Raw genomic sequence first — 19,475 nt, 5'->3', positions numbered from 1 at the left:
GTGTCCCCCGCGTCTCCACCGCCATCCCCCGCGCCAACACCGGCGCGCACCAGCCAGCCGCTCTCCAGGCACGCGTCGACCGGCAGCACGTCCGCCACGCGCGCGTGCGCCACGGGCTGCTGCAGCAGGAACAGCCGCACGAGCGCCTCCAGCGGTGTGTCCCCGCGCGTCGCCCGCAGCGCCGGCACGGTCTCGCCGCGGGCCAGCGCCGCGTACGCGGGAGCGCCGAGCAGGTCGAGCAGCCCGTCGGCGGTGAAGGCGGCTCCGATCAAGGCGTCCCGTAGCCGCGCGGCGACGTCGGGGCGGTCGGTTGAGGGCAGGGAAGACAGGCTGGAGTTGCTCACGGTCCCCATTGTGTCGGCTTCCGCGGACAAGGCACGTACACCTGTGGACAGGGACGTACACCTGCGGCCATGACCGTCACCGTGGACGGCACGCGCCGAGGGCCCGGCACGCACGCGTACCGGACCCTCCTTAGGTTGACGAAAGATCGCCCTCCCTGAGGGCCCCCTCCCTGAGAGCACCCTCCCTGAGGGCACGCTCTCCCGCAGGCGTCAGCTCTTGCCCGCCGAGGACGAGACCGCCGCGGACTTGCAGCTCTGCTGCTTGGCCATCGCCTTGCCCACGTCGCCCTCCTCCAGCTTGGCGAGCGCGTCACTGCCGCTCTTGCTCAGCTTCTCCAGCTCCGTGGCGACGTCCTTGAGACCTTCGGCGAACTTCGCCTGGTCCTTGACGTCGAGGTCGTCCGACTTCTTCTTCAACTCGGCGTAGGCGGTGGAGAGCGTGTTGAGCTCCGAGACCGCGGCCTGCAGTTTGCTCTTGCCGCCCTCGACGTCCGGCGCCCCGGCCTTCTGCACGGCGGTCGCCATCGCCTTGTAGGCGTCGGAGATGTCCTGGAATGCCTGGGAGTCCGCCTTCTGCACGGCCTCCGGTGCGCTGTCGTCCGCCGTCTCCTGCTGGATCGCGGCATTGGCGGCCGTGATCTTCTTCGTCTGCGGCTGGACAGCGTCGCAGACCTGCTTGGCCCAGGAGTTCAGCTTTTCGCTGTTGTCGTCGCTGCTGCTGCATCCCGACAGCGCCAGTACCAGTACCGCACCGCCGGACAGTGCGGCCGCGAGCTTCTTGTTCACCGGATTGGTCCCTTCCATGGCTCTCGGCCCCGGAACATACACGCCGAACGAGTGACACCCAGGTGCTATATGACCGTTATCACACTGATTAGAGTCATTTAACCCAGCGAGATAAGGCTCACGAACAGGGCGCGCACGCGGCAGAGCGGGCGGACGACGCGCCAACACGCGCCATCCGCCCGCCCGTTGGCCAGCGGGAAGCCGGCCCTCGTACCGCCGCCTACGAAACCACCGCGGGATCCACCGACTTGGCAACCCTCTCGGAGTTGTCTTCGTCACCCACGGCGATACCGCGCCGCTTGGACACGTACACCGCGCCGACGATCACGACGAGCGCGAGGACCGCGATGAGCACGCGGAGCCCGACGCTCTTGTCCTCGCCGTAGCTGAACTTGACGACCGCGGGCGCGATGAGCAGCGCCACCAGGTTCATCACCTTCAACAGCGGGTTGATCGCGGGGCCCGCGGTGTCCTTGAACGGGTCGCCCACCGTGTCACCGATGACGGTCGCCGCATGGGCCTCGCTGCCCTTGCCTCCGTGGTGACCGTCCTCGACGAGCTTCTTGGCGTTGTCCCAGGCGCCGCCGGAGTTGGCGAGGAACACCGCCATCAGCGTGCCCGTGCCGATCGCCCCCGCGAGGTAGGCCCCGAGCGCGCCGACGCCGAGCGTGAACCCGATCGCGATGGGCGCCATGACGGCGAGCAGTCCTGGTGTGGCCAGCTCCCTGAGGGCGTCCTTGGTGCAGATGTCGACGACCCTGCCGTACTCGGGCTTCTCGGTGTAGTCCATGATCCCGGGCTTCTCGCGGAACTGCCGGCGCACCTCGTAGACGACCGCGCCCGCCGACCGCGACACCGCGTTGATCGCCAGCCCCGAGAAGAGGAAGACGACCGCGGCGCCCGCGATGAGCCCGACGAGGTTGTTGGGCTGCGAGATGTCCATCATCAGGTTCATCGGCGCGCCCGCCCCGGAGACCTTCTCGCCCACGTCGTTCGCGGCCGTGAGGATCGCGTCGCGGTACGAGCCGAAGAGCGCCGCGGCCGCGAGGACGGCCGTGGCGATGGCGATGCCCTTGGTGATGGCCTTGGTGGTGTTGCCGACGGCGTCCAGGTCGGTGAGCACCTGCGCGCCCGCGCCCTGGACGTCGCCGGACATCTCGGCGATGCCCTGCGCGTTGTCGGAGACCGGCCCGAAGGTGTCCATGGCGACGATCACGCCGACCGTGGTGAGCAGACCGGTGCCGGCCAGCGCCACCGCGAACAGGGCGAGCATGATCGACGTACCGCCGAGCAGGAACGCCCCGTACACGCCGAGGCCGATCAGCAGGGCGGTGTAGACGGCCGATTCGAGACCGATGGAGATACCGGCGAGGACGACGGTGGCCGGGCCGGTGAGCGAGGTCTTGCCGATGTCCCGCACGGGGCGGCGGGTGGTCTCGGTGAAGTAGCCGGTCAGCTGCTGGATCAGGGCGGCCAGCACGATGCCGATGGCCACCGCGACGAGCGCGAGGACCCGCGGATCGCCGGCGTGGCCGAGGATCGCCTCATCCGTGACGCCGTCCAGGTCGGCGTACGTCGACGGCAGGTAGACGAAGACCGCGATCGCGACCAGCACCAGCGAGATCACCGCGGAGATGAAGAAACCGCGGTTGATGGCGCTCATCCCGCTCCGGTCGGTGCGCCGCGGGGCCACGGCGAAGATGCCGATCATCGCGGTGATCACACCGATCGCGGGCACGAGCAGCGGGAACGCGAGCCCGGCGTCGCCGAACGCCGCCTTGCCGAGGATCAGCGCGGCGACGAGGGTCACGGCGTACGACTCGAAGAGGTCGGCCGCCATGCCCGCGCAGTCGCCGACGTTGTCGCCCACGTTGTCGGCGATGGTCGCGGCATTGCGCGGGTCGTCCTCCGGAATGCCCTGCTCGACCTTGCCGACCAGGTCGGCGCCGACGTCGGCGGCCTTGGTGAAGATGCCGCCGCCGACACGCATGAACATCGCGATGAGCGCCGCACCGAGACCGAAGCCCTCCAGGACCTTCGGCGCGTCGGCCGCGTACACCAGCACCACGCAGGAGGCGCCCAGCAGACCGAGCCCCACCGTGAACATGCCGACGACGCCACCCGTGCGGAAAGCGATCTTCATGGCTTTGTGCGAGACGGCGGTGAGATCCTTTTCCGGCTCTCCCGGCGCCGGAGTCGCCTCACGCGCCGCGGCGGCGACCCGCACATTGCTGCGTACGGCCAGCCACATCCCGATATAACCGGTGGCCGCAGAGAACGCGGCGCCGATCAAGAAAAACACCGATCGGCCGACGCGCTGATTCCAGTCGTCCGCGGGCAGCAGCATGAGCAGGAAGAACACGACGACGGCGAATACGCCGAGCGTGCGCAACTGCCGGGCCAGATAGGCGTTGGCACCTTCCTGGACCGCTGCCGCGATCTTCTTCATGCTGTCGGTGCCTTCGCCTGCCGCGAGCACCTGGCGCACCAGGACTCCGGCGACCGCGAGCGCGGCCAGCGCGATGATCCCGATGACCATCACGATGAGCCGATTGTCGTCGGTCAGCACTGCGGCTGCGAAGGTTGTGGGGTGATCAATCTGCTGAGGGGTAGAAAGCCCCGCCATTCGTCCTCCTTGACGCTTGGGCTGAGCTCAAGATGTGGACGGATTCTAGGGATCTGAACCTGATCAAAACAGTACGCGGTAAGCGGAATTAGCCTTCACATGCCCATGAGCAAATGATCGACGGGTAAGCACAGAACCCGAAAGCGGTAACGCCTCAAAGGCGTTGACGCTTGATCAAATGACCGCGTGACTGATCGTGAATTCCTTCACTAATTCAGGCGCATCATCGGAAAGTCGTCGCCGAATGATCGGACAAAAGACAAAGGGCCCTGCTCAGCAGGGCCCTTTGCGGACTCTTGAAGGGGAAGGCACGCCGGTGGAGCGTACGACGGGGAGGTGATCGTCAGGGAACCGCGACCGGCGGAGCGGTCGGCCAGCTCATACGGATCTGGCCGCCGTGCTCGTCCGCGGTGACCTCCACGTCGTCGACGAGGCCGCTGATGACCGCGAGGCCCATCTCGTCCTCCTCGGCCTCCACGTCCGCGTCCTCGTGGGCCCCGTGCGTCGTGCCGCCCGGCACGGCGCGCGGCGCCTCGTCGCCGACCTCGATGGAGAACTGCTTCTCGTCCTCGATCAACAGCACCCGCACCGGCGCCGAGATGCCGCCGTTCTGGTGCAGTCCGACGGCCCGGGTGCAGGCCTCGCCGACGGCGAGCCGCACCTCGTCGAGGACGGCCTCGTCCACCCCGGCCTTGCGTGCGACGGAAGCGGCCACCAGGCGGGCGGTCCTGACATGTCCTGGGACCGCGCTGAAGCGGAGTTCAACGGTGGCCATGCATCCCCCTCGGAACTACGGGCGTGCTGTCAGGGGGGCCGGGCCGTCGCGGGCCCGGTCCCCCTCCTGTTGTCTCAGCCGTCATGGGCACGCGGCCCACCGACGGATCAGTCCGTCGCCGCCACCGCTTCGTCGACCGAGGTGTGGATCGGGAACACCTTGGTGAGACCGGTGATGCGGAAGATCTTCAGAATGCGCTCCTGGTTGCACACCAGGCGCAGCGAGCCCTCATGGGCCCGGACACGCTTCAGGCCGCCCACCAGCACGCCGAGCCCGGTGGAGTCGAGGAAGTCGACGCCCTCCATGTCGACGACGAGGTGGAAACTCCCGTCGTTCACCAGCTCGACCAGCTGCTCGCGCAGCTTGGGCGCGGTATATACGTCGATTTCGCCACCGACCTCGACGACCGTGCGATCGCCGACGGTACGGGTCGACAGGGACAGGTCCACGGATCCTCCAGCACCTTGCTAATCGAGCGGTCGTCCCTCGGGACACCTCGGCGGAGCCCCCAGGACGGTTCGCCAGCCGCGATGGCATTCAATCACTTACCGGCAGGCGTGCACGACGCCTTGGGACCATTGTCCGTCACGCCAGTGACACACTCGGTGCCGATGGCCAAGAATCACCGATCCGATCGATCCCCGACGGACGCCGCCTCCCGCCCCGCGCCGGGGACGGTCCTGGACCGGCTCGCCTCCGCGCCCGGCCGGGCTTCGCGCATCACTCATACGGAGCACTTGCCCCCGCGCGAGGGTCGCCATGCCGTCTGGCCGGACCGGATCCGCGCGGAAGTCGTCGCGGCCGTGCAGGCCAAGGGCATCGAACACCCCTGGGCCCACCAGGCACGCGCCGCCGAACACGCGCTGGACGGCGATTCCGTGGTCGTCGCCACGGGCACCGCCTCCGGCAAGTCGCTCGCCTACCTCGTGCCGGTCCTCTCCGGCCTCCTGGACGGTTCCGAGGCACCCAACGGCCGCGGCGCCACCGCCCTGTACCTGGCCCCCACGAAAGCGCTCGCGGCGGATCAGTGCCGATCGGTGAAGGAAATTTCACATCCGCTGGGTACCTCGATCCGCCCCGCCGTCTACGACGGCGACACCCCCGTCGAGGAACGCGAGTGGATCCGCCAGTACGCCAACTACGTCCTCACCAACCCCGACATGCTGCACCGCGGGATCCTGCCCTCCCACCCGCGCTGGTCCTCCTTCCTCAAGGCCCTGAAGTACGTCGTCATCGACGAGTGCCACACCTACCGCGGTGTCTTCGGCTCCCATGTCGCCCAGGTGCTGCGCCGCCTGCGCCGGCTGTGCGCGCGGTACGGCTCCTCACCCGTCTTCCTGCTGGCCTCGGCGACCGCCGCCGAGCCCTCGGTCGCCGCGTCCCGGCTCACCGGCGTGCCGGTGGTCGAGGTCGCGGACGACGCCTCCCCTCGCGGGGAACTGGTGTTCGCCCTCTGGGAGCCCCCGCTCACCGAGCTGCACGGCGAGAAGGGTGCCCCCGTCCGCCGTACCGCCACCGCCGAGACCGCCGACCTCCTCACCGACCTGGCCGTCCAGGGCGTCCGCTCGGTCGCCTTCGTACGGTCCCGGCGCGGCGCCGAACTGATCTCGGTGATCGCCCAGGAACGCCTCTCCGAGGTCGACCGCTCCCTCGCCCGGCGCGTCGCCGCCTACCGCGGGGGCTACCTCCCCGAGGAACGCCGCGCCCTGGAGCGCGCCCTCCACTCGGGCGAACTCCTGGGCCTCGCCGCCACCACCGCCCTGGAGCTGGGCATCGACGTCTCCGGCCTGGACGCCGTGGTGATCGCCGGCTACCCGGGAACGCGGGCCTCCCTGTGGCAGCAGGCGGGCCGGGCCGGCCGCTCCGGAGAGGGCGCCTTGGCTGTCCTGGTCGCCCGCGACGACCCGCTGGACACCTACCTCGTGCACCACCCGGAGGCACTGTTCGACCAGCCGGTCGAGTCGACGGTCCTGGACCCGGACAACCCCTACGTCCTGGCCCCTCACCTGTGCGCGGCCGCCGCCGAGATCCCTCTGACGGACGACGACCTTCCGCTGTTCGGCCCCGCCGCCGAGGACCTGCTGCCGCAGCTGGAGGCCGCGAAGCTGCTCCGGCGCCGCACCAAGTCCTGGCACTGGACCCGCCGCGAGCGGGCCGCCGATCTCACGGACATCCGCGGCCAGGGCGGGCGGCCGGTACAGGTCGTCGAGGCCGGCACCGGGCGGCTCCTGGGCACGGTCGACGCGGGCGCCGCCCACACGACCGTCCACGAGGGCGCCGTGCACCTCCACCAGGGCCGTACGTACCTGGTGCGCGAACTGGACCTGGACGACTCCGTGGCGCTGGTCCAGGAGGCCAACCCGCCGTATGCGACAGTCGCCCGCGACACGACGGCGATCTCCGTACTGGAGACGGACATCGAGGTCCCGTGGGGCGCCGGACGCCTGTGCTACGGCTCCGTCGAGGTCACCAACCAGGTCGTCTCCTTCCTGCGCCGCAAGCTGATCACCGGTGAAGTGCTGGGCGAGACCAAACTCGACCTCCCTCCTCGTACGCTGCGCACCCGTGCCGTGTGGTGGACGGTCACCGAGGACCAGCTCGACGCGGCCCGGATCAACCCCGAGATCCTCGGCGGCGCACTCCACGCCGCCGAGCACGCGTCGATCGGCATGCTGCCCCTCTTCGCGACCTGCGACCGCTGGGACATCGGCGGCGTCTCGATCCCGCTGCACCCCGACACCCTCCTGCCGACGGTCTTCGTCTACGACGGCCATCCGGGTGGCGCGGGCTTCGCCGAGCGCGCCTTCCACACGGCCCGCTCCTGGCTCACCGCCACCCACGAGGCCATCGCCTCCTGCGAGTGCGACGCCGGCTGCCCGTCCTGCATCCAGTCCCCCAAGTGCGGCAACGGCAACGATCCGCTGCACAAACGGGGAGCCGTACGGCTGCTCACGGAGCTGCTGCGGGAGGCCCCGCCGGTCCGGCCCTCGATCTGACCTCCGCGCCGAACGGTCCCCTCCCCGCCCCAGCCGTGACGTCCGAGGTCTCGCCCTCGATCGCGCACCGTACGAGCCGGGTGCCCTGGGCCCGCGCGACCCGCTCGGCCGCGGCGCAGGCCGCGTCCGTACCCGCCGCCCAGTGATCGGCCGCCGCGAGCGCCGCGAGGTCGGCCGCCCCCGCCGCACGGTGCCGGATCACGACCGCCTGGCCCATGGCCAGCAACGCCCCGAAGATCACACACAGCACGGCGATGGCACCCACGGCCCAGACGGTCGCGGATCCACGGTCGGAGCGGCGGTCGGGGCGGTGGTTGGGACGGTGGTCGCGGCGGCGGTCCGTCCGGTGGTCGGAGGGGCAGGCTTTCCCGTGGTCGGAGCGGTGGTCCGTCTGCCGCGATCTGTTCGGGTTCCGTACCGAGACCGCCCCTCGGCGTCCCGCGTACATCACCCCCTCACCCCCACCGTCTCCTCCGCCAACGCCACGGCCTCATGGCTCAGGTCGAGGCTCAGTGCGTCCGGCCCGGGTGGATTCGCCGCGACCACCACGTGGACCAGGTCGCCCTCACGGTTCACGGTGACCCGCGCCCCGTCGGGTGCGAGCCGGCGGGCCATCGCCAGGACCGCGTCGGGTGGATCCTGGCGAGCCGCCGCCCGGGCGCCCGCCCTCGCCGCGTCCACGCACTGGATCTGCGCACACGCGGCGAGCAGCGCCCACACCAACGCCATCGCGAACAACACCAGCACCGGCAGGGCGAGCGCCGCCTCGGCGGTCACGAAGCCCCCGTCACGACTCCGCCCGACGGCCGTTCGCGACACGCCCCGGCCACCAGCGGCCCAGTGCACGGCCCACCGCTCACGCCCCGCCATCGAGCGCCCGCTTCACGATGTCCTGCAACTCCGTCTGCACCTGCCCGCTGGTCACCACCTTGTAGAGCACCGCGGCGAAGGCCACCGCCGCGATGATCCCCACGGCGTACTCGGAGGTGACCATCCCCGCGTCCCTCGGTGCCTGGCGCACCCTGCGCGCCAGTGCGCGCACCCGTCCTCGTACCGCCTCTACCACTCGTACTGCCCGTGCCGCGTTGTGCATCTCAACCCCCGTGAGGATTCGTTCCGTTCATCGCCTGTACTGCCGGTCGTGCTGCCAGTCGTGCTGCCGTAGCCGGTCACCCCGTCATCCGCCGCCCCCTTCCAGCAGCCCGTCCGCGAGGCCGATCACCACCGGCAGCACGCCGATCGCGATGAACGCGGGCAGGAAGCACAGCCCCACCGGGGCGGTGACCATGACGGCGGCTCGGCGGGCCCGCTCGGTCGCGTCGCGTGCCCACGCGGCGCGGGCCTCGGCCGCGAGCCGGGCCACCGGAGCGGCGGCCGGAACGCCCGACTCGTCGGCCCGCTCCAGGAGCCGCGCCAAGGGGCCGGCACCGGGCAGCCCGGCCAACGCCCGCCATGCCTCGGCCGGTTCGCCCCCGAGCCGCGCCTCGGCCGCACCGCGGGCCAGCCGCTCCCCGACGGGCCCTCCCAGGGCTTCGCCCACGGCCCGCGCGGCCACGACCGGGCCGGCTCCGGCGGTGATGCAGGCGGCCAGCAGATCGGCGGCGAGCGGGAGTTGGCGCGCCACCGCGGCCGGGTCGTACTCCTTGTCCGCCGGCTTCTCCGCCGACCCGCCACCCCGGTGCCGCTGCCGCCACCTCCAGAGCCCCCAGCCGGCCGCCAGCCCCAGCAACAGCCCCACGAGGCCTCCCACCAGCACCCACCCGGCGCACACCGCACCAGCGACCGGCAGCCGGCGCCGTACGGCATCCCGTGCCGCGAGCCGCCGCGCCGACGGCGCACGCTCCAGCAGCAGAACCGCTCCCAGCCGTCTGCGCAGCCTCCGTTCGCGCCGAACGGTGTCGAGGGACCGGAGCAGCCACCACAGCCCCAGAGCCCCGCACACGAGCACCCCCAGCCTGTGGACAACCTCCGTGCTCATGCCGCCTCCGCTCCCCGTACGATCCGCAGCGCCCACCACAGTCCGGCGCCCTCCAGCACTCCGCCGACCAGCAGGCAGCCCAGCCCGGCGGCGCTGTGCAGCACCACGTGCAGGGGGTCGGCGCCCAGTGCGGTGCCCAGCATCAGCCCGAGCACCGGCAGCCCGGCGAGCATCACGGCCGTGGACCGGGCGCCCGCCAACTGAGCGCGCAGGTCGGCCCGTTGGTCCCGCTCGGCGCGCAGGGCGCCCTCCAGCCGGTCGAGCCCGGCCGCGAGGCCGGCACCCCGGTCCACGGCCACCCGCCAGCACGCGGCGAGTCCCAGCAGTCCGCCGGCGCCCGGTTGTCGTGCCGCGTCCGCGAGCGCGCCCGGCACGTCCCCGCCGAACCGCGCGGCCGCCAGCACCACCGCCTGCGCCTCGCCGAGCCCGCCCGAGTCCCGGGCGGCCCGCAGCAGCGCCTCACCCGGCTGACGGCCGGCGCGGACCTCTCCGGCGAGCACCCCGCAGAGCGCGATCACGGCGTCACCGCGCCGCTCGCGCGCCCGCTGTGCCTCCCGGGCCCGGCGCACCCGTCGCAGCAGCGGCACCCCGAGCGCGCCGGCGAGCACCGGCAGCACGGACGCACCCAGCACGCCGATCACGGCCCCGAGCGCCGGCGCCCACCACTCGGCCGGCAGCCGCCGCACGCGCAGGGCCGCCCTCTCCCAGGGCGGCGGCCCCACCGCCCCACCACCGGCAAGCAACAGCTGCGCCCGCCGCGAGCCGGCTCCCGGCCCGCCCAGGAGCCAGGCCGCCGCCCCGGCACACGCCACGGCCGCACCGGTCAGCCCGGCCGACATCTCGCTGACCCCCGTCACAGCGCTCCGCTCCCTTCCCGGAGCAGCCCCCGCAGCCGCTCCCAGCCCCGCTCGTACGCGAACGCCTCGGCGCCCCACCGCAGCGCGGGCACCGTCACCACCAGCCCCGACGGATCCCGCTCCAGCACGTGCACCTCGGCGATCCTGCGCCGTCCGTCCCGGCCGCGGACGAGATGGAGGACCACCGACAGGGCGGCCGCCAACTGGCTGTGCAGCGCCGCCCGGTCGAGCCCGGCGGCCGTGCCGAGCGCCTCCAGCCGGGCGGGCACCTGGGCCGCCGCGTTGGCGTGCAGAGTCCCGCAGCCGCCTTCGTGACCCGTGTTCAGAGCGGCCAGCAGGGACACCACCTCCGGCCCGCGCACCTCGCCGACGACCAGCCGGTCGGGCCGCATCCGCAGCGCCTGCCGCACCAGGTCCTGGAGTTCGACGAGACCCACGCCCTCCTGGTTGGCGGGTCTGCCCTCCAGCCGCACCACGTGCGGGTGATCGGGCCGCAGCTCCGCCGAGTCCTCGGCCAGCACGATCCGCTCGCCCGGGTCGACCAGGCCCAGGAGCGCGCTCAGCAGCGTCGTCTTGCCCGTTCCGGTGCCGCCGCTGATCACGTACGACAGGCGGGAGGTGATCAGGGCGCGCAGCACCCGGTCGCCGCCCGGCGGTACCGTGCCGGCCCTCACGAGTTCGCCGAGGGTGAACGCCCGCGGCCGTACCACCCGGAGGGACAGACAGGTCGATCCGACGGCCACCGGCGGGAGCACCGCGTGCAGGCGGGTGCCGTCCGGAAGTCGCGCGTCGGCCCAGGGGCGCGCGTCGTCGAGCCTGCGGCCGGCCACCGCGGCCAGGCGCTGCGCGAGGCGTCGTACGGCCGCCGCGTCCGGGAAGGAGACCGCCGTCAACTCGAGGCCGCCGCCCCGGTCGACCCAGACCCGGTCGGGTGCCGACACCAGGACGTCGGTGACCGAGGGGTCGGCCAGCAGCGGTTCCAGCGGCCCGCTGCCGATCAGCTCGGAGCGCAACCGCTCGGCCGCTCCCAGGACTTCGGCGTCCCCGAGCACCCGCCCCCGTTCCCGCAGGGCCTGTGCCACACGCGCGGGTGTCGGTTCGGAGCCGCTCTCGGCGAGCCACTGCCGCACACCGTCCAGCAGCCCGCAGTCGGTCCCCGCCGCCGGATCCCAGCCGCCACTCATACGGCCCCACTCCCGGCCAGCGCCCGCTCCCAGAACGTGGTGCAGAAACGTGCGAGTGGTCCGCGCGCGGCTCCTCCAGGGGGTGCCGCGCTGTCCAGGAGGCCCGTCTCGGCGGGTACTTCGCCCGCCAGGGGCAGCCCGAGCAGTCGTGCCACCTCGCGGTCGCCCAGGCCAGGCGCGTAGGGGCCCCGCACGGCCGCCCGCAGGTCGCGCAGAACCATCCCGAAGGCGGACGCCACCCGTGCGGCCGCGGCGACCGCCCGCAGTTCGGCGGGGACCACCAGCAGACCGAGGTCGATCTGGGCGAGTGCCTCGGCGACGCCTTCGTCGATCCGGCGCGGCAGGTCGACGACCACCGCGCCACCGCGTCGCCGACCCGCCGCCAGGACCGCTCGTACGGCCTGGGGCGGAATGGCGACGGCGTCGCCGCGGTCCCAGCTGAGGACTCTGAGGGAGTGCAGTTCGGGCAGCGACTCCTCCAGGGCTCCGCCGCCGACCCTGCCGCGGGAGGCGGCGAACGCCGGCCAGCGCAGTCCCTCGGCTGCCTCGCCGCCCAGGAGGACGTCGAGACCGCCGCCCAGCGGATCCGCGTCCACCAGGAGGGTGCGCCTGCCCTGCCGCGCGGAGGTGACCGCCAGCGCGCAGGCCAGGGTGGATGCTCCGGCACCGCCCCGGCCGCCGATCACGCCCACGGTCAGGGCTGGCCTGCCCACGCCCTCGGCCACGTCGGCGATGCGGTCGACGAGCCACTGCTCGCCGTCCGGCAGCATCAGCACGTGGTCGGCGCCGATCTCGACGGCCCGCCGCCAGATCCCGGAGTCGTCCTGGTCCCGGCCGACCAGCACCACCCCTCTCCTGCGTGCCGCGCCGCGCACGCGCCGTGCCGCGTCGTCACCGACGAGGACGAGCGGCGCCGCCTCCCAGCCGCCCCTGTTCTCCGGCACCCCGTGGTGGACCTCGGGTCTGGCGCCCGCGGCCGCGCACAGGCGCAGCAGGTCGTCCAGCAGTTCGGCGTCCTCGGTGACGATCAACGGCCTGCCCTGCCGCCCCTCGGCGGCGGGCGGCAACTCGTTCGCGATGGCTCCCGCCACGATCTCCAGCCCCCTTCGCTGCTTCTTGCGCGGAGCCCGCGCGGCCCTCTGCGGCCCCGCGATTCCCGCCCGTCGTGAAGTCCCGTGTGAAGAACCGGCAACCGGCCTCCATATGCAAGGCCGATAGGAACCGGCCAAACGCACACCAACAAACCGATCCGGCCATGAACTCACCCGAGCGGTGCGCGCTGGAATCACGGTGCAGCGATCCCGGAAATCGTGTGGATCTTGGTCGATAACTGTGGACAACAGGGGGGTTGTGAATATCGCCGTCACCCAAACAGGGGACCCCTGCGAAGCCTCCACAGCGCAGCGCGACGGCTACGCACGGTGACGAATCATGTGTGACGGCTGAGGAATCGCTGTGCGGCCACAGGAAGGCCGGGCGATCATGAGAGAGAGGGGAAAACCCACCCGGACATGCGACGACCCCCGCCGGGGGGGAGAGCGGGGGTCGTCCCCACGGCCGACTCGGGGGGGGGAGGAGTCGGACCGGGTTAGCACGGTCGCGAACGATCCGTGACTTCCATGGTGTACCCGAGAGCCCTCTCAGGCAAACCCACGCGCCCCACACTAGCCCGAATGGTGGGCGCATATGCTCGGGCTCGTGGAAAACCACTCCTTGCCCCGCACAGCGGCCTTCTTTGACCTGGACAAGACGGTCATTGCGAAGTCGAGCACGCTCACGTTCAGCAAGTCGTTCTACCAAGGCGGTCTGATCAACCGCAGAGCCGTCTTGCGTACCGCATATGCCCAGTTCGTCTTCCTTGCGGGTGGCGCCGACCATGACCAGATGGAGCGCATGCGCAAGTACCTGTCCTCGCTGTGCCGCGGCTGGAACGTCCAACAAGTGAAGGAGATCGTCGCCGAGACCCTTCACGACCTGATCGATCCGATCATCTACGACGAGGCCGCCTCCCTGATCGAGGAGCACCACACCGCCGGGCGCGACGTCGTCATCGTCTCCACGTCCGGAGCGGAGGTGGTCGAGCCGATCGGGGAACTCCTGGGCGCGGACCGCGTGGTGGCGACCCGCATGGTCGTGGGCGACGACGGCTGCTTCACGGGTGAGGTGGAGTACTACGCGTACGGCCCCACCAAGGCCGAGGCGATCAGGGAGCTGGCCGAGTCCGAGGGGTACGACCTGGCGCGCTGCCACGCCTACAGCGACTCCGCCACGGACCTGCCGATGCTGCAGGCCGTCGGCCATCCGCATGCCGTGAATCCGGACCGCTCCCTGCGACGGGAGGCCCTCGCGCGCGGGTGGCCGATTCTGGACTTCCACCACCCGGTCCGGCTGAAGCAGCGACTGTCGGTGCCGCCACGCCCCGCCCTCGTCGCGGCCGCCGCCATAGGTGCCGCGGCGGCCACCGCCGGGCTCGTCTGGTACGCGAGCCGACGCCGGCTCGCCGCCACGTGATCTCCAGTGGCCGCCCCGACGCCCGTTTAACACCCGTTAACCGCGTTTGAACCCAAAAGTAAAGAAGCGCATCCAGGGGTTCCGCTTGCCCCGGTCCTGGAGTACAAAGGATTCAACGGCCCGCGAGACCAAAGGAACTCCGAAAGGATCACCTTTATAACGCATTTTGGCCCCACGGACCGAGCATGAACATCGGGCACCCACGCGACGTCGACCCGTCGATTACGGGCCAGCCGCACCAGGCGACGGGCAACAGTTCCCGACCTGATGGGCAATATAACGAGGACGCTTGGTAACCCGGTGAACATGCCAGCGGCGGTACGAGCACTCGTACCGCCGCATCCCTGTTGTGGGCCCTCCTCAGGAGGGCCTTTTTCCTTGCCGACTCCTTGCCGACTCCTTGCCGCCTGCCCGGGCGCTACGCCGCCCCGCGCTGCAGCGCCTCACACACCGCTGTCGACTCGCGGGCGCCGAGTTCCACCGCCCTGCCGCAGTGGGCGATCCAGGCGGCCATGCCCTCCGGGGTGCCGGAGACGTAACCCTCCAGGGCCGCGACGTAGGCGGCGCGGCCGAGTTCCGCGTGGCCGACCTCCGCCGGGCAGACGGACTTGGGGTCGAGTCCGCTGCCGATCAGAACGATGCGCTCGGCCGTGCGTGCGACAAGGCCGTTGTGGGAGCCGAAGGGACGCAGGGCGAGCAACTCGCCGTGGACGACGGCCGCGGTCACCAGGGCGGGAGCCGAACTCCCGGCGATGATCAGCTCGGAGAGCCCTTCGAGGCGGCCGGAGACCTCGGCGGCGTCCGGCAGCGGCAGTTCGACCAGCGGCTCGTCGACCGGTTCACCGGCCTGACGCGGACGCCCCACGCGCGCGTCGTCGCCGGCCGCCGCCACCAGGTGCAGCCGGGCCAGTACCCGTAGGGGCGACTGCCGCCAGATGGACAGCAGTTGGCCCGCCTCGGCGGTCAACCTGAGGGCGGCGCCCATCAATCGGGCCTCGGCGTCACCACTGAAATCCGTGCGGCGGCGTACCTCTTCGAGAGCCCAGTCGGCACCGGACAGCGCGGCGGAACCGCGCGCGCCGCGCAGTGCCGCCTCACCGGTGATCGCGTTGCTGCGGCGGCGCATGATCCGGTGCCCGTAGACCCGGTCCACGGCCTTGCGTACGGACTCCACGGACTCGGCCACACCGGGGAGTCCCCCCAGAGCGGCGAGCGGATCGGCGGTCGCGCCTGCTGTACTCATGAGTACGACACTACGCGCCCCCTGGCCGCGCACGTGGCGCCAGCACCCGGAGCGGCCCAGAGCTACTGGCCGGCCGCCGGCGCGCCCGGGACGCCTTTCGGAGCGGGAGCGGGTCCGCCCGTGAGGAAGGCGGTCCAGCCCTCCCTGGGGGCCTGGCCGACCTTGAGGGTGCGCAGCCTGTCCAGGGTCTCGGGGTCCTGCGCGTCCAGCCAGTCGGCGAGTTCCCGGAAGGAGACGCAGCGCACCTCGGCCTTCGTGCAGACCGTCTTGATGGTGTCCTCGACGGCACGCATGTAGGCGCCGCCGTTCCAGGACTCGAAGTGGTTGCCGATGATCAGGGGCGCGCGGTTGCCGTGGAAGGCCCGCTCGAAGCCCTTGAGCAGGCCGTCACGGAACTGTCTGCCCCAGTAGGCGTGCCTGGCCGGGGCACCGGCGCGTGCCCCGGACTGGTTCGCGTAGAAGTTGTAGTCCATGGTCAGCGTCTCGAACGCGCGGCCGGGGACGGGTACCAGTTGCATCGACAGGTCCCACAGGCCGTTCTTCTTCCTCGGCCAGACCTGGTCGGTGACGCCGCTGGTGTCGTAGCGGAAGCCCAGTTCACGGGCCGCCTGCATGAAGTTCTCCTGCCCCTCCAGGCAGGGCGTGCGGCCGCCCACCAACTCCCTTTCGTAGTCGAAGGGCAACGGCTCCTGATCCGCCAGGCCCGTGTTGGTCTTCCAGGACTTCACGAATGCCTTCGCCTGGGCGATCTCGCTCTTCCAGTCGGCCACCGACCACTCGCCCACCCCACCGTCGGGGCCGCAGAAGTGACCGTTGAAGTGGGTCCCGACCTCGTTGCCCTCCAGCCACGCGCCGCGCAGCTGGGCCACGGTGTCGCTCACCCCGCGGACGTCGTTGAAGCCGATGTCCGAGCGGCCGGGCTCGTGCCGCGGCGGCCGGTACAGCTCACGTTTCTCTCCCGGCAGCATGTACACGCCGCTCAGGAAGTACGTCATCGTCGCGTTGTTGGCCTTGGCCACCTCACGGAAGTGGGAGAACAGCTTCTGGCTGTCCTCGCCCGCGCCGTCCCACGAGAAGACCACGAACTGCGGTGGCTTCCGGCCCGGCCCCAGCCGCTCCGGCCGGGGCTGACCGGGCCGGGCGGGCTGAGGGCCCGTGTACGCGGTGGAGCCGTCGCCGATCAGGCGTACGGCGCGCTTGGGCGCCGGAGCCGGAACGGCCTCCTTCGCGCCGTACGCGCCCTCCCTGGAGCCCGTGCCGCGGGTGTGGGCGCCGTCGCCGGTCCCACAGCCGGCGAGTGCCGCGGAGCAGGCCGCGGCGAGTGCGACACCCGCGGCGATCCGGTGGGTGGCAAGCAACGTCGGCCACCTCCTTCCTACTTCCTTCAGCCAGGACGAACGCCGGTGACGAACGCCGGTGAGGGAGATCCGCCGCGCCCTCCGAAAAGGCACACGGACTCCCCCGGGGAGACAAAGTCGCACGACGACTGAAAGAAATTTGTATGACAAGCCGATGAAAAGCCACATTCACTCGACAGGCTGATCTACTCACCCATATGCCGCTTTTGATCCGACACTTCCTTTACTCTGCATTACGATTCATTTACCGATTGTTGAGATATCCCGCCGCTGCACGCCGTGACCCACGGCCGCGACCCGACCCCGCCAGAGAGCGGGGACCACCTGTTCCGCGACCGCGCCGCCCCGGAGGAGACGGGAACCATGTCAGCCTGCGTCCCCACTCGCGCCAAAGACCCGACTCGGTCCAAGGGCGCCCACTCGCCCCACAGCCCCCCGCCGGGCCCGCGACGCCCGTTCCGCATCGCGAGCGCCGACATCTCCGCCTCACTCGCGGTCTTCCTGATCGCCCTGCCCCTGTCCCTCGGCATCGCCCTCGCCACGGGCGCGCCCCTCCAGGCCGGGCTGGTCGCCGCCGCCGTCGGCGGTCTCGTCGCCGGGCGTCTCGGCGGCTCACCGCTCCAGGTCAGCGGCCCGGCCGCCGGGCTCACCGTCGTCACCGCCGAGCTCATCCAGCGCTACGGCTGGCGGACCACCTGTGCCATCACCGTCCTCGCCGGACTCACCCAACTCGGCCTGGGCTGCCTGCGCGTGGCCCGCACGGCGCTCGCCGTCAGCCCCGCGATCGTGCACGGCATGCTCGCCGGCATCGGCATGACCATCGCCGTCGCCCAGCTGCACATCGTGCTCGGCGGCACCCCACAGAGCGCCGTCCTCGACAACCTCCGCGCGCTGCCCGCCCAGTTGGCGCACCTGCGTCCGGCCGCCGTGTCGATGAGCGTGCTGACCCTGGCCCTGCTGTTCGCGTGGCCGCGGCTGCCCGGGCGCGCCGGCCGGGCGCTGCACAGGGTCCCGGCCGCGCTCGTCGCCGTCGCCGCGGCCACCACGACCGCCTCCCTGGCCGGGCTGAGCCTGCCCAAGGTCGACCTGCCGTCCTGGCGCAGCCACGCCCTGGCCGGAATGCCCGAAGGGCCGGTGCTCGGCCTGGTCGCCGCCGTCCTCACCATCACTCTGGTGTGCAGCGTGCAGTCCCTGCTCGGTGCCGTCGCCGTGGACAAGCTCGCGGCGGGACGGCCGGGCGTGGCGCGCTCGGACCTGGACCGTGAGCTGCTCGGGCAGGGTGCGGCCAACATCGTGTCGGGAGCGCTCGGCGGTCTGCCCGTCGCCGGGGTCGCCGTACGGAGTTCGGCGAATGTGCACTCCGGCGCCGTGAGCCGGAACTCCACGATGCTGCACGGCGTTTGGGTGGTAGTAGCCGCGCTGCTGATGGTCCCCCTCCTCGAGCTGATCCCCCTCGCGTCGCTCGCCGCCCTGGTGATGGCCGTCGGCATCCAGATGGTGTCCCTGCACCACATCCGCACGGTCACCCGCCACCGCGAGGTGCTGGTGTACGCCGTCACCACGCTCGGCGTCGTCCTCCTGGGCGTCCTGGAGGGCGTCACCCTGGGCATCGCCGTGGCTGTCGGCGTCTCACTGCACCGCCTCACCCGCACCCGCATCACGCACGACGACAGAGAGGGCACCCATTACGTACAGGTACGGGGCCAGTTGACGTTCCTCGCGGTTCCCCGCCTCAGCCGGGCCCTGCACCAGGTGCCCCAGGGGACCGAAGCCGTCGTGGAGTTGGACGGTTCGTTCATGGACCACGCGGCGTTCGAGACGCTGCAGGACTGGCAGAAGACCCACACCGCACAGGGCGGTTCCGTCGAGATCACCGGGCGCGCGGGCACCCGTATCGCGGAACCCACCGGCGTCTCCGGATGCCGGTGCCGCCCCTGGACACCCTGGCTCAACCACCACTGCGAAGACCCGGAGTCCATGACGCCGGGCGATGGGCCGGGGAGCGACACCGACGGTTCCGGCCGCCCCAGCGGGCACCAGCTGGCGCGCGGCATCAGCGCCTTCCAGCGGAACACCGCTCCGCTGGTGCGCGGCGAGCTGGCCCGGCTCGCGCGCGAAGGGCAGCGGCCCGCGCAGCTGTTCCTGACCTGCGCCGACTCGCGGCTCGTCACGTCGATGATCACATCCAGCGGTCCCGGCGACCTCTTCGTCGTCCGCAATGTGGGGAACCTCGTGCCCCTGCCCGGCGAGAGCGGCGACGACTCGGTGTCCGCGGCGATCGAGTACGCGGTGGACGTGCTGAAGGTGCAGTCCATCACGGTCTGCGGGCACTCCGGTTGCGGAGCGATGCAGGCGCTGCTGAACGCGGAGCCCGGAGGCACCCGGACGCCGCTGAAGCGGTGGCTACGGCACGGACGTCCCAGCCTGGAGCGAGCCTCGGACATGAGCCGGCCCGGCGCGCGGCTGGCCGGGCGGGCACCGGCCGACGCCGTCGAGCAGCTCTGCCTGACCAATGTGGTCCAGCAGTTGGAGCACCTCCGGGCGCACGAGTCCGTCGCGCGGGCCCTGCGGGAGGGGGCGCTGGAACTGCACGGGATGTACTTCCACGTGGGCGAGGCACAGGCGTATCTGCTGACCGGCACGGACGGGACGGAGGTGTTCGACCACGTGGACGCGTCCGAGAGCGTGAGCGTGGTGGAGGACCTGCACCGTTCCGCGTAACTCCAGGAGGATGCCCCGAGAAGAATAGGGTGCGCCGCCCCGGCGCGAGGGACCGCGCACCGCATGTCGACCGCACCGGCCGGTCACCCCGGGAGC

At 71.6% G+C, this 19,475-nt stretch carries 17 protein-coding genes; 3 read left to right on the top strand and 14 right to left on the bottom strand.

The window, feature by feature from the left end:
- The 5 genes from FNH08_RS20585 to bldG all read right to left on the bottom strand — a co-directional run.
- Positions 1–344 (bottom strand): DUF7059 domain-containing protein (locus tag FNH08_RS20585; RefSeq protein WP_456114951.1); only part of this gene is annotated, 344 nt, incomplete at its 3' end.
- A gap of 210 nt (positions 345–554) precedes the next feature.
- The gene (locus FNH08_RS20580) at positions 555–1,148 is read right to left on the bottom strand and encodes a small secreted protein (RefSeq protein ID WP_152772959.1); all 594 of its coding nucleotides are present in this window, start codon (positions 1,146–1,148) and stop codon (positions 555–557) included.
- A gap of 202 nt (positions 1,149–1,350) precedes the next feature.
- Positions 1,351–3,756 (bottom strand): sodium-translocating pyrophosphatase, encoded by a 2,406-nt coding sequence (locus FNH08_RS20575; RefSeq protein WP_152772958.1) that lies wholly within the window; start codon positions 3,754–3,756, stop codon positions 1,351–1,353.
- A gap of 343 nt (positions 3,757–4,099) precedes the next feature.
- Positions 4,100–4,531 carry an ATP-binding protein gene (locus FNH08_RS20570; RefSeq protein WP_152772957.1) on the bottom strand — a complete coding sequence of 144 codons (432 nt, stop codon included), beginning with the start codon at positions 4,529–4,531 and terminating at the stop codon, positions 4,100–4,102.
- A gap of 107 nt (positions 4,532–4,638) precedes the next feature.
- The gene (bldG, locus tag FNH08_RS20565; protein ID WP_005475923.1) at positions 4,639–4,980 is read right to left on the bottom strand and encodes an anti-sigma factor antagonist BldG; all 342 of its coding nucleotides are present in this window, start codon (positions 4,978–4,980) and stop codon (positions 4,639–4,641) included.
- Positions 4,981–5,061: 81 nt separating this feature from the next.
- Between bldG and FNH08_RS20560 the strand changes: the two genes are divergently transcribed.
- Entirely contained in the window at positions 5,062–7,527 is a 2,466-nt protein-coding gene (locus FNH08_RS20560) for a DEAD/DEAH box helicase (RefSeq protein ID WP_152772956.1), read from the top strand.
- On the opposite strand, the gene FNH08_RS20555 is transcribed toward FNH08_RS20560, so the two are convergent.
- The 7 genes from FNH08_RS20555 to ssd all read right to left on the bottom strand — a co-directional run bounded on the left by FNH08_RS20555 (position 7,481) and on the right by ssd (position 12,637).
- Positions 7,481–7,975 (bottom strand): Rv3654c family TadE-like protein, encoded by a 495-nt coding sequence (locus tag FNH08_RS20555; RefSeq protein WP_152772955.1) that lies wholly within the window; start codon positions 7,973–7,975, stop codon positions 7,481–7,483. The two genes, FNH08_RS20560 and FNH08_RS20555, sit on opposite strands and share 47 nt — an antisense overlap.
- Positions 7,975–8,397: a TadE family type IV pilus minor pilin gene (locus FNH08_RS20550; protein ID WP_152772954.1), complete on the bottom strand. Its 423-nt coding sequence runs from the start codon at positions 8,395–8,397 to the stop codon at positions 7,975–7,977. The genes FNH08_RS20555 and FNH08_RS20550 overlap by 1 nt, the downstream gene beginning before the upstream one ends.
- The gene (locus FNH08_RS20545; RefSeq protein ID WP_152772953.1) at positions 8,384–8,620 is read right to left on the bottom strand and encodes a DUF4244 domain-containing protein; all 237 of its coding nucleotides are present in this window, start codon (positions 8,618–8,620) and stop codon (positions 8,384–8,386) included. The genes FNH08_RS20550 and FNH08_RS20545 overlap by 14 nt, the downstream gene beginning before the upstream one ends.
- Before the next feature lie 84 nt (positions 8,621–8,704).
- Entirely contained in the window at positions 8,705–9,505 is an 801-nt protein-coding gene (locus FNH08_RS20540; protein WP_152772952.1) for a type II secretion system F family protein, read from the bottom strand.
- On the bottom strand, positions 9,502–10,344 hold the full coding sequence (locus FNH08_RS20535) for a type II secretion system F family protein (protein WP_152772961.1): 843 nt from the start codon (positions 10,342–10,344) through the stop codon (positions 9,502–9,504). Before FNH08_RS20535 ends, FNH08_RS20540 begins: the two co-directional genes overlap by 4 nt.
- Positions 10,345–10,358: 14 nt before the next feature.
- The gene (locus FNH08_RS20530; RefSeq protein WP_152772951.1) at positions 10,359–11,546 is read right to left on the bottom strand and encodes a TadA family conjugal transfer-associated ATPase; all 1,188 of its coding nucleotides are present in this window, start codon (positions 11,544–11,546) and stop codon (positions 10,359–10,361) included.
- On the bottom strand, positions 11,543–12,637 hold the full coding sequence (gene ssd, locus FNH08_RS20525; RefSeq protein WP_322724954.1) for a septum site-determining protein Ssd: 1,095 nt from the start codon (positions 12,635–12,637) through the stop codon (positions 11,543–11,545). The genes FNH08_RS20530 and ssd overlap by 4 nt, the downstream gene beginning before the upstream one ends.
- Positions 12,638–13,232: 595 nt before the next feature.
- Here ssd and FNH08_RS20520 point away from each other — a divergent pair.
- Positions 13,233–14,057: an HAD family hydrolase gene (locus tag FNH08_RS20520; RefSeq protein WP_152772950.1), complete on the top strand. Its 825-nt coding sequence runs from the start codon at positions 13,233–13,235 to the stop codon at positions 14,055–14,057.
- Positions 14,058–14,475: 418 nt separating this feature from the next.
- Here the strand turns inward: FNH08_RS20520 and FNH08_RS20515 are convergent, their stop codons facing one another.
- Together FNH08_RS20515 and FNH08_RS20510 are read right to left on the bottom strand one after the other, a co-directional pair.
- Positions 14,476–15,300, bottom strand: a complete 825-nt coding sequence (locus tag FNH08_RS20515; protein ID WP_152772949.1) for a Fic family protein — start codon at positions 15,298–15,300, stop codon at positions 14,476–14,478.
- A gap of 62 nt (positions 15,301–15,362) precedes the next feature.
- Complete coding sequence (locus FNH08_RS20510; protein WP_152772948.1) at positions 15,363–16,658, bottom strand: polysaccharide deacetylase family protein; 1,296 nt, start codon at positions 16,656–16,658, stop codon at positions 15,363–15,365.
- Between the two features lie 363 nt (positions 16,659–17,021).
- Here FNH08_RS20510 and FNH08_RS20505 point away from each other — a divergent pair, with 363 nt between their 5' ends.
- A complete protein-coding gene (locus FNH08_RS20505; RefSeq protein WP_152772947.1) occupies positions 17,022–19,379 on the top strand; it encodes a SulP family inorganic anion transporter in 2,358 nt (785 codons plus the stop codon).
- Positions 19,380–19,475 lie beyond the last annotated feature (96 nt).

Origin of the sequence: Streptomyces spongiae (genome assembly GCF_009377185.1) — a bacterium.
GTDB classification, from domain to species: domain Bacteria; phylum Actinomycetota; class Actinomycetes; order Streptomycetales; family Streptomycetaceae; genus Streptomyces; species Streptomyces spongiae.
The sequence above is the reverse complement of the archived record's forward strand: the minus strand, read 5'-3'. Positions and strand labels throughout refer to the sequence as shown.